General features: G+C 67.6%; 15 protein-coding genes and 2 tRNA genes. All 17 read right to left on the minus strand.

The features are described from left to right. Positions 1–1932 carry an NADH-quinone oxidoreductase subunit L gene (nuoL, locus tag F563_RS0108990; RefSeq protein ID WP_019014336.1) on the minus strand — a complete coding sequence of 644 codons (1932 nt, stop codon included), beginning with the start codon at positions 1930–1932 and terminating at the stop codon, positions 1–3. A gap of 7 nt (positions 1933–1939) precedes the next feature. Next, positions 1940–2293 (minus strand): NADH-quinone oxidoreductase subunit NuoK, encoded by a 354-nt coding sequence (gene nuoK / locus F563_RS0108995; RefSeq protein ID WP_211211409.1) that lies wholly within the window; start codon positions 2291–2293, stop codon positions 1940–1942. Then, a complete protein-coding gene (locus tag F563_RS0109000) occupies positions 2250–2945 on the minus strand; it encodes an NADH-quinone oxidoreductase subunit J (RefSeq protein WP_019014338.1) in 696 nt (231 codons plus the stop codon). Before F563_RS0109000 ends, nuoK begins: the two co-directional genes overlap by 44 nt. Positions 2946–2952: 7 nt before the next feature. Next, entirely contained in the window at positions 2953–3441 is a 489-nt protein-coding gene (gene nuoI, locus F563_RS0109005; protein ID WP_019014339.1) for an NADH-quinone oxidoreductase subunit NuoI, read from the minus strand. Between the two features lie 91 nt (positions 3442–3532). Next, positions 3533–4549 carry an NADH-quinone oxidoreductase subunit NuoH gene (gene nuoH, locus F563_RS0109010; protein ID WP_051089364.1) on the minus strand — a complete coding sequence of 339 codons (1017 nt, stop codon included), beginning with the start codon at positions 4547–4549 and terminating at the stop codon, positions 3533–3535. Positions 4550–4554: 5 nt separating this feature from the next. After that, positions 4555–6606, minus strand: coding sequence for an NADH-quinone oxidoreductase subunit NuoG (gene nuoG / locus F563_RS0109015; RefSeq protein WP_019014341.1), 2052 nt, complete (start codon positions 6604–6606; stop codon positions 4555–4557). 4 nt (positions 6607–6610) lie between these two features. Then, entirely contained in the window at positions 6611–7912 is a 1302-nt protein-coding gene (gene nuoF, locus F563_RS0109020) for an NADH-quinone oxidoreductase subunit NuoF (protein WP_019014342.1), read from the minus strand. Positions 7913–7917: 5 nt separating this feature from the next. Then, the gene (locus F563_RS0109025; protein WP_019014343.1) at positions 7918–8595 is read right to left on the minus strand and encodes a complex I 24 kDa subunit family protein; all 678 of its coding nucleotides are present in this window, start codon (positions 8593–8595) and stop codon (positions 7918–7920) included. Positions 8596–8640: 45 nt separating this feature from the next. Further along, the gene (locus F563_RS0109030) at positions 8641–9789 is read right to left on the minus strand and encodes an NADH-quinone oxidoreductase subunit D (protein ID WP_084596478.1); all 1149 of its coding nucleotides are present in this window, start codon (positions 9787–9789) and stop codon (positions 8641–8643) included. Positions 9790–9823: 34 nt separating this feature from the next. Then, entirely contained in the window at positions 9824–10426 is a 603-nt protein-coding gene (locus F563_RS0109035) for an NADH-quinone oxidoreductase subunit C (RefSeq protein WP_019014345.1), read from the minus strand. A gap of 13 nt (positions 10427–10439) precedes the next feature. Then, positions 10440–10988 (minus strand): NuoB/complex I 20 kDa subunit family protein, encoded by a 549-nt coding sequence (locus tag F563_RS0109040; protein ID WP_019014346.1) that lies wholly within the window; start codon positions 10986–10988, stop codon positions 10440–10442. Between the two features lie 22 nt (positions 10989–11010). Then, entirely contained in the window at positions 11011–11376 is a 366-nt protein-coding gene (locus F563_RS0109045) for an NADH-quinone oxidoreductase subunit A (protein WP_019014347.1), read from the minus strand. 134 nt (positions 11377–11510) lie between these two features. Then, positions 11511–11587, minus strand: a tRNA-Asp gene (locus F563_RS0109050). A 63-nt stretch (positions 11588–11650) separates the two neighbouring features. Continuing rightward, a tRNA-Val gene (locus F563_RS0109055) sits at positions 11651–11725 on the minus strand. Positions 11726–12020: 295 nt separating this feature from the next. Beyond that, positions 12021–12293 carry an HU family DNA-binding protein gene (locus F563_RS0109060; protein WP_019014348.1) on the minus strand — a complete coding sequence of 91 codons (273 nt, stop codon included), beginning with the start codon at positions 12291–12293 and terminating at the stop codon, positions 12021–12023. Between the two features lie 276 nt (positions 12294–12569). Further along, positions 12570–14999, minus strand: coding sequence for an endopeptidase La (gene lon, locus F563_RS0109065; protein WP_019014349.1), 2430 nt, complete (start codon positions 14997–14999; stop codon positions 12570–12572). Between the two features lie 158 nt (positions 15000–15157). Beyond that, a complete protein-coding gene (clpX, locus tag F563_RS0109070) occupies positions 15158–16414 on the minus strand; it encodes an ATP-dependent Clp protease ATP-binding subunit ClpX (protein WP_019014350.1) in 1257 nt (418 codons plus the stop codon). Between the last annotated feature and the right edge of the window lie 61 nt (positions 16415–16475).

Below are 16475 nucleotides of genomic sequence, written 5' to 3' on the forward strand. Positions count from 1 at the left end.
TCAGAGCCGTCCCGTCGCGAACAGCGTCACCAGCACGACGATGCCGATCAGCATCGCGAAGGCGTAGTGGTAGACGAGCCCGGTCTGCACACGGACGATCGCGCGGGTCGCACGCTGCGTGGCGGCCGCGAGTCCGTCGGGGCCGAAGCGGTCGATCACGGCGCCATCACCGCCCTTCCACAGCATCTGGCCGAGCCGCATCGCCGGGCGGACGAACAGCCGATCGTAGATCTCGTCGAAGTACCACTTGTTGAGCAGGAACAGGTAGACGCCACGGAACCGCTCGGCGAGCTGCGCCGGCACCGTTGGGAACACCATGTAGAACAGGTAGGCGAGCGCGATGCCGGACGCGCCCATGAGCACGGGCAGCAGCTTCACCCACAGCGCGACGTCGTGTGCCGCCTCCATCGCCTGGTTCTCCGGCGCGATCCGGATCGCGGCACGCCAGAAATCCTGGAAGTGATGGCCGACGAAGGGTTCGTAGAAGACCGCGCCGGCAAGGACCGCGCCGACCGCGAGAAGGATCAGCGGCACGGTCATCACGGGCGGGCTCTCATGGACATGCGCCATGGTGTGCGCGTCCGCGCGCGGCTCGCCGTGGAACGTCAGGATGATCAGGCGCCAGGAATAGAACGCGGTCAGGAAGGCCGCGAGGATGCCGCAGATGAAGGCGTAGCGGCCGACGCCAGTGCCAGCGGCCCAGGCCGTCTCCAGCACCATGTCCTTCGAGTAGTAGCCGGCGAAGAACGGCACGCCCGCGAGCGCGAGCGAGCCGATCCACATCACCGCATAGGTGATCGGCACCTTGCGCCAGATCCCGCCCATCTTGCGGATATCCTGCTCGTCGCTCATGGCGTGGATCACGCTGCCCGCGCCGAGGAACAGCAGCGCCTTGAAGAAGGCGTGGGTGAAGAGGTGGAAGATCGCCGCTGGATAGGCCGAGACGCCGGCGGCAAAGAACATGTAGCCGAGCTGCGAGCAGGTCGAATAGGCGATGATCCGCTTGATGTCGTTCTGCACGCAGCCGATGGTCGCCGCGAACAGCGCGGTCGAGGCGCCGATCACCGTCACCATGCCGAGCGCGAAGGGGGCGAGCTCGAACAGCGGGCTCATCCGCGCGACCAGGAACACGCCGGCTGTCACCATCGTCGCGGCATGGATCAGCGCCGAGACCGGGGTGGGCCCCTCCATCGCGTCCGGCAGCCAGGTGTGCAGGAACAGCTGCGCGGACTTGCCCATCGCGCCGATGAACAGCAGCACGCCGCAGAGCTCGATCGCATTCAGCGTCATGCCGGCGAAGCGGATCGTCTCGCCGGTCAGGCGCGGCAGGGCAGCGAAGATAGCGTCGAACGCCACGCTGTCGGTCAACATGTAGACGCCGGCGATGCCGAGCGCGAAGCCGATATCGCCGACGCGGTTGACCAGGAACGCCTTGATCGCGGCGGCGTTGGCGCTCTCACGGTCGTACCAGAAGCCGATCAGCAGGTAGGAGCAGAGCCCGACCCCCTCCCAGCCGAAGAACAGCTGCACCAGGTTGTCGGCCGTGACCAGCATCAGCATGGCGAAGGTGAACAGCGACAGATAGGCCATGAAGCGCGGGATCGAGCTGTCATGACTCATGTAGCCGACGCTGTAGAGATGGATGAGGGTGGAGATCACCGTCACCATCCCGACCATCACCGCAGAGAGCGTATCGAATCGCAGTGCCCAGGATGCCTCCAGCGTGCCGGAGGCGATCCAGGTGCCGAGCTCGACGGTGCGCGCGTTGCCGCTGAAGGCGACATCGAAGAACAGCCACACGCCGCAGATCGAGGCGAGCACCATGCAGCCGACCGTCGCGATCTGCGCGCCACGGTCGCCAATCGCGCGGCCGAGGAACCCGGCGATCAGCGCGCCGAGCAGCGGAAAGAAGACGGAGCCGACCTCGATCATCGTCCGCTCAGCCCTTCATGACCCGGATGTCCTCGACCGCGATCGAGCCGCGGTTGCGGAAATAGACGACCACGATCGCGAGTCCGATCGCCGCTTCCGCGGCCGCGACCGTCAGCACCAGCATGGTGAAGATCTGCCCGGTCAGGTCGCCGAGGGCTGCCGAGAAGGCAACGAGGTTGATGTTCACCGCGAGCAGCATCAGCTCGACTGACATCAGGATGACGATCACGTTCTTTCGGTTAAGGAAGATGCCGAAGATCCCGAGGGTGAACAGGATCGCGGCGACCGCGAGGTAGTGCTCGAGTCCGACGACCACCTCAGTGCCCTCCCCCGTGATGGTTGCCGTGTCCGTGGCCGCCATGGTCGGCGGGCTCGGGCTCGCGTTTCGGCTCGGGCTTCGGCACCACGGTCAACCCGGCGCCGGGGGCCACCTTCATCACCGCCAGCGTCTCGTCGCGGGCGCGCGCGAGCTGCGCGCCCACGTTCTGGCGCCGCACCCCTGGCCGCTCGCGCAGCGTCAGCACGATTGCGCCGATCATCGCCACCAGCAGCACCACGCCCGCGGCCTGGAACAGGTAGACGTAGTCCGTGTAGAGCACACGCCCGATCGCCTGGGTGTTCGTCACCGCGCCAGGGACCGGCTCTGCGATGAGCAGTGGCGCCTGGGGCGAGACCGTCCATGCCGCGCCGACCAGCAGCAGTTCGACAAGGAGAATGCCGCCGATGATGCCGCCGATCGGCAGATAGCGGACAAAGCCCTCGCGGAGTTCGGCAAAGTTGACGTCCAGCATCATGACGACGAACAGGAAGAGCACCGCGACCGCGCCGACATAGACGATCACCAGGATCAGCGCCAGGAACTCGGCTCCGGCCAGCAGGAACAGCGCGGCCGCGTTGAAGAAGCCGAGGATCAGGAACAGCACCGCGTGCACCGGGTTGCGCGCGACCACGACCATGGTGGCCGACGCGAGCAGGATCGCGGCGAACAGATAGAAGGCGAGTGTGGCGATCACGGCCGGCTCACCGGTACGGTGCGTCGGCGCGGAGGCGCGCGGCGATCTCGGCTTCCCAGCGGTCGCCGTTCGCGAGCAGCTTCTCCTTGTTGTACATCAGCTCCTCGCGCGTCTCGGCCGAGAACTCGAAGTTCGGCCCCTCGACGATCGCATCCACCGGGCACGCCTCCTCGCAGAGGCCGCAATAGATGCACTTCGTCATGTCGATGTCGTAGCGGGTGGTCCGGCGCGATCCATCCTCGCGCGGCTCAGCCTCGATCGTGATCGCCTGGGCCGGGCAGATCGCCTCGCAGAGCTTGCAGGCGATGCAGCGTTCCTCGCCGTTCGGGTACCGGCGCAGCGCATGCTCGCCCTTGAAGCGCGGGCTGAGCGGCCCCTTCTCATAGGGGTAGTTGATCGTGACCTTGGGCTTGAAGAAGTAGCGCAGCGTCAGCGCCATCCCCGAGACAAGCTCGGCGAGCAGGAGCGATCGTGCGGTGCGGTCCATGAAGCTCATGTCACGCCTCCGTTCCCAAAGCGCGGCGCGGGCCGGTTCCTAGACCCCCATGCCGCGCGTCGCAACCCGTCCTCGTCACTGAAGCGCTCCCTCAGGCCGGCGTCGGCAGCCAGCCGAACAGCATCAGCGCGCCCGAGGTGAGCGCCACCCAGAGCAGGCTGAGCGGCAGGAACACCTTCCAGCCGAGCCGCATCAGCTGGTCGTAGCGGTAGCGCGGGAAGGTCGCGCGTACCCAGAGGAAGACGAACAGGCAGAGGCAGATCTTCAGCGCGAACCAGATCGGACCCGGAATCCAGGTGAAGGGCGCGATGTCGAAGGGCGGGAGCCAGCCGCCGAGGAACAGGATGGTCGTCATCGCGCTCATCAGGATCATGTTCGCGTACTCGCCGAGGAAGAAGAGCGCGAACGACATCGAGGAGTATTCGACGAAGAACCCGGCGACGATCTCGCTCTCGCCCTCCGGCAGGTCGAAGGGCGCACGGTTCGTCTCGGCCAGCGCCGAGATGAAGAACACGATGAACATCGGGAACAGCGGGACGAAGAACCAAAGATCCTGCTGCGCCTCGACGATGCGCGAAAGGTTCAGGCTGCCGACGCAGAGCAGCACGGTGATGATGACGAAGCCGATCGAGACCTCGTAGGACACCATCTGCGCGGCCGAACGCAGCGCGCCGAGGAAGGCGTATTTCGAGTTCGACGCCCAGCCCGCGATGATGATGCCATAGACGCCCAGGCTGGAGATCGCGAAGAGATAGAGGATGCCGACATTGATGTCGGCGAGCACGAGTCCGGGACCGAAGGGGATCACCGCCCAGGCGATCAACGCGAGCCCGAAGGTGAGCATCGGCGCCATCAGGAACAGCAGACGGTTCGATCCGGTCGGGATCACCGTCTCCTTCATCATCAACTTGATCGCGTCCGCGAAGGGCTGGAACAGGCCGAACGGACCCACAACGTTCGGCCCCTTCCGGAGCTGCATCGCCGCCAGCACCTTGCGCTCCGCGTAGGTGAGATAGGCGACGCCGATCAGCACCGGGATCATGATCGCGAGGATCGCGGCGACGACGAAGATGAAGTGCCCGATCGGCGTGGCGAGGAACTCGGTCATCGTCGTCACTCCGCCGCCATCGCCCGGGGGCCGGCGAACAGCGCGCTGCACTCGGCCATGGTCTCCGAGGCGCGGCTGATCGGGTCGGTGCGCCAGAAGTCCCGGATCGGCGAGGCGAAGGCCGTCTCGCTCATCGCCCCGGGATCGCCGGAGGGTCCGGCGAGATCGGGGCAGCCGCCACCGATCGGCTGACCGAGCCGCGCCTCCCTTCTCAGCCGCGCGCGCAGGTCATCGATCGTGTCGTAGGGCAGCGTGCGGCCGAGCGCGTCCGAGAGTGCCCGGATGATCGCCCACTCCTCGCGCCCATCGCCCGGCGGGAACACCGCCCGTTCGGTCCGTTGCACGCGGCCTTCGGTGTTGACGTAGGTCGCATCCTTCTCGGTGTAGGCGGCCCCGGGAAGCAGAACGTCCGCGCGCGCGGCCATCGGCCCGCCATGCGTGCCGATGTGCACGACGAACGCGCGCCCGAGATCGGCCGGATCGAGTTCGTCGGCGCCGAGCGACAGCACGACCTCGACTTCCCCCGAGCGGGCGCCGTCAAGGATGCCGGGGATGTCGCGTCCCTCCGGGCCCGGCAGGAAGCCGAGGTCGAGCCCGCCCGCGCGTGCCGCCGCCGTATGCAGCACGTTGAAGCCGTGCCACTCCGGCGTCAGCGCGCCGACATTGCGCGCAAGCGTCCAGGCGGCCGCGAGCACGGCCGCGCCGTCCGGCCGCGCGAGCGCGCCCTGACCCACGACGATCATCGGCCGCTCGGACTTGCGCAGCGTCTCGGCGAAGTCATGCCCGCCGAGCAGTGCACTCAGCGCGGATGGTCCGGTGCCGAGATGCCGGTAGCGGTAGGTCAGGTCGCGCGCCTCGCCGATCAGCCCGATCTCGAACTTCCCCGCGAGCCAACGCCGCCGCAGCCGCGCGTTCAGCACGGCCGCTTCCCAGCGCGGGTTGGTGCCGATCAGCAGCGCGGCACCCGCGCGATCGATCCCGGCGATCGTGGAGTTGAACAGGTAGAAGTCGCGGCGCGAGGCATCGAGGCGCGCACCGTCCTGCCGGCAATCGAGATTGGCGCTGCCGAGCGAGGCCAGCAGATCCTTCACCGCAGCCATCGCCTCGAGGTCGGCCTGGTCGCCAGCGATCGCGGCGATCCGCTCGCCGGCGAGTCCGTTCGCCCGCGCGGCGATCGCGGCGAAGGCCTCGCCCCAGGTCGCGGGGCCGAGCTTGCCGTCGCGTCGCACCCACGGCCGGTCGATGCGCCGGCGCGACAGTCCATCGACCGCGAAGCGCGCCTTGTCGCTGATCCATTCCTCGTTGATGTCGTCGTTGAGCCGCGGCAGCACGCGCAATACCTGCGGGCCGCGGCTGTCCACGCGGATCCACGACCCGAGCGCGTCGGTGACGTCGATGCTGTCGGTCTTCTTCAGCTCCCACGGCCGCGCGACGAAGGCATAGGGCTTCGAGGTCAGCGCGCCGACCGGGCAGAGATCGATCATGTTGCCGGAGAGCTCGCTCGACAGCGCCTGCTCCACATAGGTGCCGACCTCCATCCCCTCCCCGCGCCCGGTCGCGCCGAGTTCGGGCACGCCGGCGACCTCGGTCGCGAAGCGGATGCAGCGCGTGCAGTGGATGCAGCGCGTCATGATGGTCTTGATCAGCGGGCCGAGGTTCTTGTCGGGCACGGCGCGCTTGTTCTCGGCGTAGCGGCTGCGGTCGAAGCCGTAGGCCATCGCCTGGTCCTGCAGGTCGCACTCGCCGCCCTGGTCGCAGATCGGGCAGTCGAGCGGGTGGTTGATCAGCAGGAACTCCATCACGCCGCGTCGCGCGGCCTTCACGCCCGGCGTGTCGGTGCGGATCACCATGTTGTCGGCGGCCGGATAGGCGCAGGAGGCGATCGGCTTCGGCGCCTTCTCCAACTCGACGAGGCACATGCGGCAGTTGCCGGCGATCGACAGCCGCTCATGGTAGCAGAAACGCGGGATCTCCTTGCCGGCAACCTCGCAGGCCTGGAGCACGGTGGCGCCGGGCGGAACCTCGACCTCGATGCCGTCGACGATCAGCTTGGGCATCGCTCTACTCCGCCGCCATCGGCATCGGCCGCGCGCGCCCGGCCTTGTGGGCGCGGATGCGCTCCTCCATCAGCGGGCGGAAATGCCGGATCAGGCCCTGGATCGGCCAGGCCGCCGCGTCGCCGAGCGCGCAGATCGTGTGGCCCTCGACCTGGCGCGTCACCTGCTCCAGCACGTCGATCTCCTCGATCTCGGCGCGGCCCTGCACCATCCGCTCCATCACGCGCCACATCCAGCCCGTGCCTTCGCGGCAGGGCGTGCACTGGCCGCAGGACTCGACCTTGTAGAACCTCGACAGGCGCGCGATCGCCGCGATCACGTCGGTCGATTTGTCCATCACGATCACCGCGGCCGTGCCGAGGCCGGACTTCACGTCGCGGAGCGAGTCGAAATCCATCAGCACCGTGTCGCAGATTTCGCGCGGCAGGAGCGGCACCGAGGAGCCGCCGGGGATCACCGCGAGCAGGTTGTCCCAGCCGCCACGCACACCGCCGGCGTAGCGCTCGATCAGCTCCTTCAGCGGAATGCCGAGTGCCTCCTCGACATTGCACGGCGTGTTCACGTGGCCGGAGATGCAGAACACCTTGGTGCCGGTGTTCTTCGGCCGGCCGATGCCGGCGAACCAGGTCGCGCCACGGCGAAGGATCGTCGGCACCACCGCGATCGACTCGACGTTGTTGACCGTGGTCGGGCAGCCGTAGAGGCCGACGGCGGCGGGGAATGGCGGCTTCAGCCGCGGCATGCCCTTCTTGCCCTCGAGGCTCTCGAGCAGCGCGGTCTCCTCGCCGCAGATGTAAGCGCCGGCGCCGCGCGTCAGATAGAGGTCGAAGTCGAACCCCGACCCGCATGCGTTCTTGCCGATCAGCCCGGCCTCATACGCCTCGTCGATCGCGTGCTGGAGGTTCTTGTACTCGGCATAGAACTCGCCGCGGATGTAGATGTAGCCGACATGCGCGCCCATGCCGACGCCGGCGAGCAGGCAGCCCTCCACCAGCTTGTGCGGATCGAACCGCATGATGTCGCGGTCCTTGCAAGTGCCGGGTTCGGACTCGTCGGCGTTGACGACGAGATAGTGCGGCCGCTCGCCCGGCTGCTTGGGCATGAACGACCACTTGAGCCCGGTCGGGAAGCCCGCACCGCCGCGGCCGCGCAGCCCGGAATCCTTCACCGCCTCGACGATCCAGTCGCGCCCCTTGGCGATCAGTTCCTTGGTGCCGTCCCAGTCGCCGCGCGCGCGCGCGCCGGCCAGCCGCCAATCATGCTGGCCGTAGAGATTGGTGAAGATGCGGTCCTTGTCCGAAAGCATCGCGCTCACTCCGCCGGTGCCTTCTCGGGCGGCGTCGGGGGTTCGGTCAGCGTGGTCGGTCCGCCCTCCGGCGCCGAGCCCATGCGGCCCTTCGCCGAACCGGGCTTCGGATGCTCGCCGCGCCTCAAGGCTTCCAGGATCGCCTCGGTCGCCGGACCGTCGAGATCCTCATAGAAGTAGTCGCCCACCCACAGCACCGGCGCGTTCACGCAGGCGCCGAGGCACTCCACCTCCTCGACCGAGAACTCGCCATCCGGCGAGACCTCGCCATCCGGCACGTTGCCCGCGGCCTTGCGGCAGGCGGCGAGCACGGCATCGGAGCCGCGCAGCCAGCATGGTGTGGTGGTGCAGACCTGGAGGTGATGCCGGCCCACGGGCCGCGTCTTGAACATCGTGTAGAACGACGCGACCTCGTAGACGCGGATCCTGGGCATCTCCAGGATCTCGGCGACATGATCCATCGCCGCGCGCGGCAGCCAGCGCGCGCCGGTCTCGTCCTCCATCTGGCGCATGGCGAGATCGAGCAGCGCCTTCACCGCGCTCGCCTGACGGCCCGGCGGATACTTCTTGATGTGCTTCTCCGCCTGCGCGCGGTAGGCCGGCGTGAAGGCGAAGGTTTCGGGCCCGCCGGGGAACGACCGGGCGGGAGACCATCGAGCCGATCCGTTGTTGGTCGGATTCACGCTATGCTCCTCGCTTCGCTGCGGTGCTCCGCGATCCGACGAACGTCACCGGTCGATCTCCCCGAACACGACGTCAAGCGAGCCGATGATCGCCACCGCGTCGGCCAGCATGTGCCCCTTCGACAGCCGGTCCATCGACTGCAGATGCGCGAAGCCGGGGGCGCGGATCTTGCAGCGATACGGCTTGTTCGTGCCGTCCGCGACCAGATAGACGCCGAACTCGCCCTTCGGCGCCTCCACCACCGAGTAGGTCTCGCCCGCGGGCACGTGATAGCCCTCGGTGTAGAGCTTGAAGTGGTGGATCAGCGCCTCCATCGAGCGCTTCATCTCGCCGCGCGAGGGAGGCGCGATCTTGTTGTCCTGCACCTTCACCGGCCCGTCCGGCATCCGCCTCAGGCACTGGTCGATGATCTTCAGGCTCTCGCGCATCTCGGCGACACGCACGAGGTAGCGGTCGTAGCAGTCGCCGTTGCGCCCGACCGGGATGTCGAAATCCATCTCCGCGTAGGCGTCGTAGGGCTGCGCCTTGCGCAGGTCCCATGCCGCACCCGACGCGCGCAGACACGGCCCCGACCAGCCCCAGGCCAGCGCCTCGTCGAGCGGCATGACGCCGATATCGACCGTGCGCTGCTTCCAGATGCGGTTCTCCGTCAGCAGCGTCTCGAGATCGTCGATGAACTTCGGGAAGGTCGCGGCCCATTCGGCGATGCGGTCGGTCAGGCCGGCCGGCAGATCCTTCGCCACGCCGCCGGGGCGGAAGTAATTCGCGTGCAGCCGCGCGCCGGAGGCCGCCTCGTGGAACTCCATCAGCTTCTCGCGTTCCTCGAAGCCCCAGAGCGCGGGCGTGATCGCGCCGACATCGATCGCGTAGGTGGTCAGGTTCAGCAGGTGGTTGAGGATGCGGCTGATCTCGGCGAACAGCACCCGCACATACTGGCCGCGCTTCGGCACCTCGATGCCGAGCAGCTTCTCGGTCGCGAGCGCGAAGGCGTGCTCCTGGCACATCGGCGCGACGTAATCGAGGCGGTCGAAATACGGCACCGCCTGCATGTAGGTCTTGTACTCGATCAGCTTCTCGGTGCCGCGATGGAGCAGCCCGATATGCGGGTCGGCACGCTCCACCACCTCGCCGTCCATCTCCAGCACCAGCCGCAGCACGCCGTGCGCGGCCGGGTGCTGGGGGCCGAAATTCATCGTGTGGGTGCGGATCTCCACACCCGGGGACGGCTCAGCCACGGTGCACCTTCTCGTCGCCAGGCAGCGTCGTCATGCCCTCCCAGGGGGAGAGGAAGTCGAAGTTGCGGAACTCCTGCGTCAGCTTCACCGGCTCATAGACGACGCGCTTCTGTTCCTCGTCGTAGCGCAGCTCGACATGGCCGGTGAGCGGGAAGTCCTTGCGCAACGGATGCCCTTCGAAGCCGTAATCGGTGAGGATGCGGCGCAGATCGGGATTGCCCTCGAACAGGATGCCGTAAAGGTCCCACGCCTCGCGCTCGAACCAGCCGGCAGCGGGCCACACCTCCACCACCGAGGGCACCGGCATCCCCTCGTCGGTCGCGACCACCACGCGCAGCCGCCGGTTCGGCACCGGGGCGAGCAGGTTGTAGACGACATCGAACCGCTCCGGTCGCGCGGGCCAGTCGACGCCGCAGAGATCCATCAGCTGCACGAAGGCGAAGCGCGGATCGTCGCGCAGCGTGCGCATCAGCGCGAGCAGCGACTCGCGGCGGGCATCCACGCGCAGCTCGCCATGCGCGACCGCGGTGCCGATCACGGCGTCGGGACAGGCGGCTTCGATCTGGCCCCCCAGGGCCGCGAGCGAATCGGACACGGTGGCTGTTCCTTCAGCGTCGCAGCACAGTGCCGGTGCGGCGGATCTTCTTCTGCAACTGCATGATGCCGTAGACCAGCGCCTCCGCCGTCGGCGGGCAGCCCGGCACATAGACATCCACCGGCACCACGCGGTCGCAGCCGCGCACCACGCTGTAGCTGTAGTGGTAGTAGCCGCCGCCATTGGCGCAGCTGCCCATGCTGATCACCCAGCGCGGCTCGGGCATCTGGTCGTAGACCTTGCGCAGCGCGGGCGCCATCTTGTTGGTCAGCGTGCCGGCGACGATCATCACATCCGACTGGCGCGGGCTCGCGCGCGGGATGATGCCGAAACGATCGAGATCGTAACGGCTCATATAGGCGTGGATCATCTCGACCGCGCAGCAGGCGAGCCCGAAGGTCATGGGCCAGAGGCTGCCGGTGCGCGCCCAGTTCACCAGCTTGTCGAGCTGCGCGACCACGAAGCCCTTCTCGGCCATCTGGTCGGTGACCTGCTTCAGCACCGCGTCCTGTGCGGGACCCGGCTGAAGCGCCTCCTTGTTCCAGGCGATCGCGGTGTTCATCGCGAGACCTCCCGTGCGCGTCTCACTCCCACTCCAGCGCACCCTTCTTCCACTCGTAGATGAAGCCGATCGTCAGCACGCCGAGGAACGCCATCATCGAGGCGAAGCCGAACCAACCGATCTCGGCGAGCGCGATCGCCCAAGGGAACAGGAATGCAACCTCAAGGTCAAAGATGATGAAGAGGATCGCCACCAGGTAGAAACGCACGTCGAACTTGCGCCGCGCATCGTCGAACGCATCGAAGCCGCATTCATAGGCGGAGAGCTTCACCGGGTCGGGGTTCTGGCGGGCGAGGATCAGCGAGGCCCCGACCATGGCGATGCCGATCGCGCCGGCAATCCCGATGAACACCAGGATCGGGAAATACTCCGCCAGGTACGCGTCCATCTGCCCGTCCTCAGCGGCGGGCGTGCTCCGCACCCGCCGGGTTTCGCTGCGGTGCGACATTAGCCGCGCCCGGCGCGGCTTTCCAGAGAGCGGAAGGGGGAAAGCGGACCGTGGCGGCGGCAGCGCCGCCGAGATGGCGCGAGTGACGGGGCTCGAACCCGCGACCTCCGGCGTGACAGGCCGGCGCTCTAACCGACTGAGCTACACCCGCGCAACGCGGCCGGGATTAGGGGTGGCCGGGCGCGAAGTCAAGCGCCGCGCAGGTGGCGGGCGATGGTGGGCGGTGACGGGATCGAACCGCCGACATCCTGCGTGTAAGGCAGGCGCTCTGCCGCTGAGCTAACCGCCCGGTATCCCTTCTAGGCCGGGCGAGTCGCGTCAGGCAACCGGAGGCCGGGCCCGGATCGCCGACGGGATCGGGGCGGATCGACAGCGGCGCACCGGGGCAAGGTGCTGGCAACACTCAAAGGGGCCGCCGATACGGCGGATGAGCGGGCGTCACGGCCATCCGGACCGAACGCGGGCAGACCGGCGTGGGAAACGTGCAGAAACAAGAAAGGCGCCCCTGTGGGCGCCTCTCTCACGCATTCCAGACGGGTCCGGTGAGGCGGCGGGCCGCGCTCACCGAACCGGAGGCCACAGGATCAGTTCACGGCGTCCTTGAGCCCCTTGCCCGCCTTGAAGCGCACGCTGACCGAGGCCGGGATCTTGATCTCCTCGCCCGTGCGCGGATTGCGGCCCTTGCCGGCCTTGCGCTTGCTGGTCGAGAACGTGCCGAAGCCGACGAGGCGCACCTCCTGCTTCTTCTTCAGCGCGCCCTCGATGGCGGCGAAGATCGTGTCGAGCACCTCGGCGGCCTTGGCCTTGGAGAGGTCGGTCTTGTCGGCGACATGCGCCACGAGATCGTTCTTGTTCACGGGAGCTGCCCTCTTGCACGTGATGGGGGACGGAAACGGACGGGTGCCGGACCGGATGGGACTCCTGCACCGTAACGCACTCTAGGCAGCCGAATTCCAGCCCGTCAATGCAACCGACGGCAGAAAAGCCCGGAAAACCGCCATTTTTCTGCCACTCGGAGCCGCAAATGCCCGGTTTGCCGGGCATCGCGCGGTCCGACTCGGCCTGAGCCCGACGCGCAAGGGGCGGCGCATCGCTGCGCCGCCCCCCGCAAGGATCAGCCGACTCGGCGGGCCTCAATGCGCGAGCCGCGCCTCCGCCACCGCGTCCTGCTTGGACGAGGTGGGCTCGGCCGGCTCCTCCCAGTCGATCGGCTGGGGCAGCCGCACCAGCGCCTCGCGCATCACCTCGTCGACGGACGCGACCGGGACGATCTTCAGTCCCTTCTTCACGTTGTCCGGGATCTCCGCGAGGTCCTTCTCGTTCTCCTTCGGGATCAGCACGGTGGTGAGACCGCCGCGCAGCGCGGCGAGCAGCTTCTCCTTCAGCCCCCCGATCGGCAGCACACGGCCGCGCAACGTGATCTCGCCGGTCATGGCGATGTCGCGCCGCACGGGGATGCCGGTCAGTGCCGAGACGATCGCCGTCGCCATCGCCACGCCTGCCGAGGGCCCGTCCTTCGGAGTCGCGCCCTCGGGCACGTGCACGTGGATGTCGCGCTTCTCGAACAGCGGCGGCTTGATGCCGAACGACAGCGCACGCGAGCGCACATAGCTCATCGCCGCCTGCACGCTCTCCTGCATCACGTCGCCGAGCTTGCCGGTGTGCTTGACGTTGCCCTTGCCGGGCATCAGCACCGCCTCGATCGACAGCAGCTCGCCGCCGACCTCCGTCCAGGCGAGACCGGTGACGACGCCGACCATGTCCTCGAGCTCGGCCTCGCCGTAGCGGTACTTGCGCACGCCGGCGAACTTCTCGAGGTTCTTGCGCGTGAACGCGACCTTGCCCGCCTTCTTCTGCACGATCTCGCGCACGGCCTTGCGCGCGAGTCCCGCAAGCTCACGCTCCAGGTTCCGCACGCCGGCCTCGCGCGTGTAGTAGCGGATCAGGTCGCGCAGCGCCTCGTCGGAGATCGTCCACTCGTCCGGCTTGAGCCCGTTCGCCTCCGACACCTTCGGAATCAGGTGGCGCTTGGCGATCTCGACCTTTTCGTCCTCGGTGTAGCCGGGGATGCGGATGATCTCCATCCGGTCGAGCAGCGGCTGGGGCATGCGCAGCGAGTTCGCGGTCGTGACGAACATCACGTCGGACAGGTCGTAATCGACCTCCAGATAGTGGTCCTGGAAGGTGCTGTTCTGCTCGGGGTCGAGCACCTCGAGCAGCGCCGAGGAGGGATCGCCGCGCCAGTCGGCGCCGAGCTTGTCGATCTCGTCCAGCAGGAACAGGGGATTCGAGGACTTCGCCTTCTTCATGCCCTGGATCACCTTGCCCGGCATCGAGCCGATATAGGTGCGCCGGTGGCCGCGGATCTCGGCCTCGTCACGCACGCCGCCGAGCGACATGCGCACGAAGTTCCGCCCCGTCGCCTTGGCGATCGACTTGCCGAGCGAGGTCTTGCCCACGCCGGGCGGGCCGACCAGGCAGAGGATGGGTCCGCGGATCTTCGGGCTCCGCGCCTGCACGGCGAGGTATTCGAGGATGCGCTCCTTGACCTTCTCCAGGCCGTAATGGTCGTCGTTGAGGATCTTCTCGGCCGCGGCGAGGTCGGTCTTGACCTTGGTCTTCTTCTTCCAGGGGATGGAGAGCATCCAGTCGAGGTAGTTGCGCACCACCGTCGCCTCGGCGCTCATCGGGCTCATGGTGCGGAGCTTCTTCAGCTCCGCCATCGCCTTCTCGCGCGCCTCCTTCGAGAGGCGCGTCTTCTTGATCTTCTCCTCGAGTTCGGCCGCCTCGTCGCGGCCCTCCTCTCCCTCGCCGAGCTCCTTCTGGATCGCCTTCAGCTGCTCGTTCAGATAGTACTCGCGCTGGGTCTTCTCCATCTGGCGCTTCACGCGGTTGCGGATGCGCTTCTCGACCTGCAGCACGCCGATCTCGCTCTCCATGTGCGCGAACACGCGCTCGAGCCGCTCGGCGACCGAGGGGGTCTCCAGCAGTTCCTGCTTCTCGGCGATCTTCAGCGACAGGTGCGAGGCGACGGTGTCGGCGAGCTTGGCCGGATCCTCGATCTGGTTGATCGAGACCAGCACCTCGGGGGGGATCTTCTTGTTCAGCTTGATGTACTGCTCGAACTGGCCCACCACGGTGCGCGCCAGCGCCTCCAGCTCGCGCGGCTCGGCCGCCTGTTCGTCGAGCGTCTCGACGAAGGCCTCGAAGAAGGTCTCGGTCTCCTTGAACGCGGCGATGCGCGCGCGCTTGCCGCCCTCGACCAGCACCTTCACGGTGCCGTCCGGCAGCTTCAGCAGCTGCAGCACCGTCGAGACGGTGCCGACGTGGTAGATGTCGTCCACACCCGGGTCGTCCTGCGCGGCGTTCTTCTGGGTGACGAGCAGGATCTGCTTGTCGTCCTTCATCACCGCCTCGAGCGCGCGCACCGACTTGTCGCGCCCGACGAACAGCGGAACGATCATGTGCGGGAAGACGACGATGTCGCGCAGCGGCAGGACGGGCAGCGTCTCGGCCGCGACGGGGCCCCCGGACGGGGCTGGGATGCGCGGTGTGTCTGTCATGGTCTTCGGCTTTCTCCTGTGGCAGCCCGCCCGGCGCGCATTCCGCCTCGCCGGCCGGGCCCCGGCCTTGATCGGGAGCAATATGGGTCGTGGGAGCCCCGAACACCCCCCCTTGACACGGATGGCCGCCGCGCACGCGGCGCAGGTGGCCGGTCAGGTCACGCGGTCGTGCTCTCGCCGCGCCGTTCCGCGTAGATGAACAGCGGGTTGGCCCGGCCCTCGGCCACCTCGCGGTTGATCACGGTCTCCTCGACGCCGTCCAGCCCGGGCAGGTCGAACATGGTCGAGAGCAGGATGCTCTCCATGATCGAGCGGAGCCCCCGCGCGCCCGTCTTGCGCGCGATCGCGCGCGTGGCGACGGCGCGGAGCGCATCCTCGGTGAAGGTGAGCTTCACCCCCTCCATCTCGAACAGCCGGCCGTACTGCTTGACCAGGGCGTTCTTCGGCTTGGTCAGGATGTCGACCAGCGCCTGCTCGTCGAGATCCTCCAGCGTGGCGACCACCGGCAGGCGGCCGATGAACTCGGGGATCAGGCCGAACTTGAGCAGGTCCTCGGGCTCGACCTCGCGCAGCACCGCGCCGGTGCGCCGGTCCTCGGGGCTGCGCACATCGGCGCCGAACCCGATCGCCGTGCCGCGGCCGCGCGCGGCGATGATCCGCTCCAGCCCCGAGAAGGCGCCGCCGCAGATGAACAGGATGTTCGAGGTGTCGACCTGGAGGAACTCCTGCTGCGGATGCTTGCGCCCGCCCTGCGGCGGCACGGAGGCGATCGTGCCCTCCATGATCTTCAGCAGCGCCTGCTGCACGCCCTCGCCCGAGACGTCGCGCGTGATCGAGGGGTTGTCCGACTTGCGGCTGATCTTGTCGACCTCGTCGATGTAGACGATGCCGCGCTGCGCCCGCTCGACATTGTAGTCGGCGGACTGGAGCAGCTTCAGGATGATGTTCTCGACATCCTCGCCCACGTAGCCAGCCTCGGTCAGCGTGGTCGCGTCCGCCATGGTGAACGGCACGTCGAGGATGCGCGCGAGGGTCTGCGCCAGCAGGGTCTTGCCCGACCCGGTCGGCCCGATCAGCAGGATGTTCGACTTGGCGATCTCGACGTCGTTGTTCTTCTGGCCGTGCGCCAATCTCTTGTAATGGTTGTGCACGGCGACGCTCAACACGCGCTTGGCGTGATCCTGGCCGATGACGTAATCGTCGAGCACCTTGCAGATCTCGCGCGGCGTCGGGATGCCATCGCGCGTCTTCACGAGGTGCGTCTTGTGCTCCTCGCGAATGATGTCCATGCAGAGCTCGACGCATTCATCGCAGATGAACACGGTCGGGCCGGCGATCAACTTCCGGACCTCGTGCTGCGACTTGCCGCAGAACGAGCAGTACAAGGTATTCTTCGAGTCGCCCGACTTGCTCATGCTCGCTCCCGACTCTGGGGCGTCCCTCCGCCCGGCGATGTTAGTCCCCGCCCCCCATGGG

The sequence above is a fragment of the Elioraea tepidiphila DSM 17972 genome, from assembly GCF_000378465.1.
Taxonomy (GTDB): Bacteria; Pseudomonadota; Alphaproteobacteria; order Acetobacterales; family Acetobacteraceae; genus Elioraea; species Elioraea tepidiphila.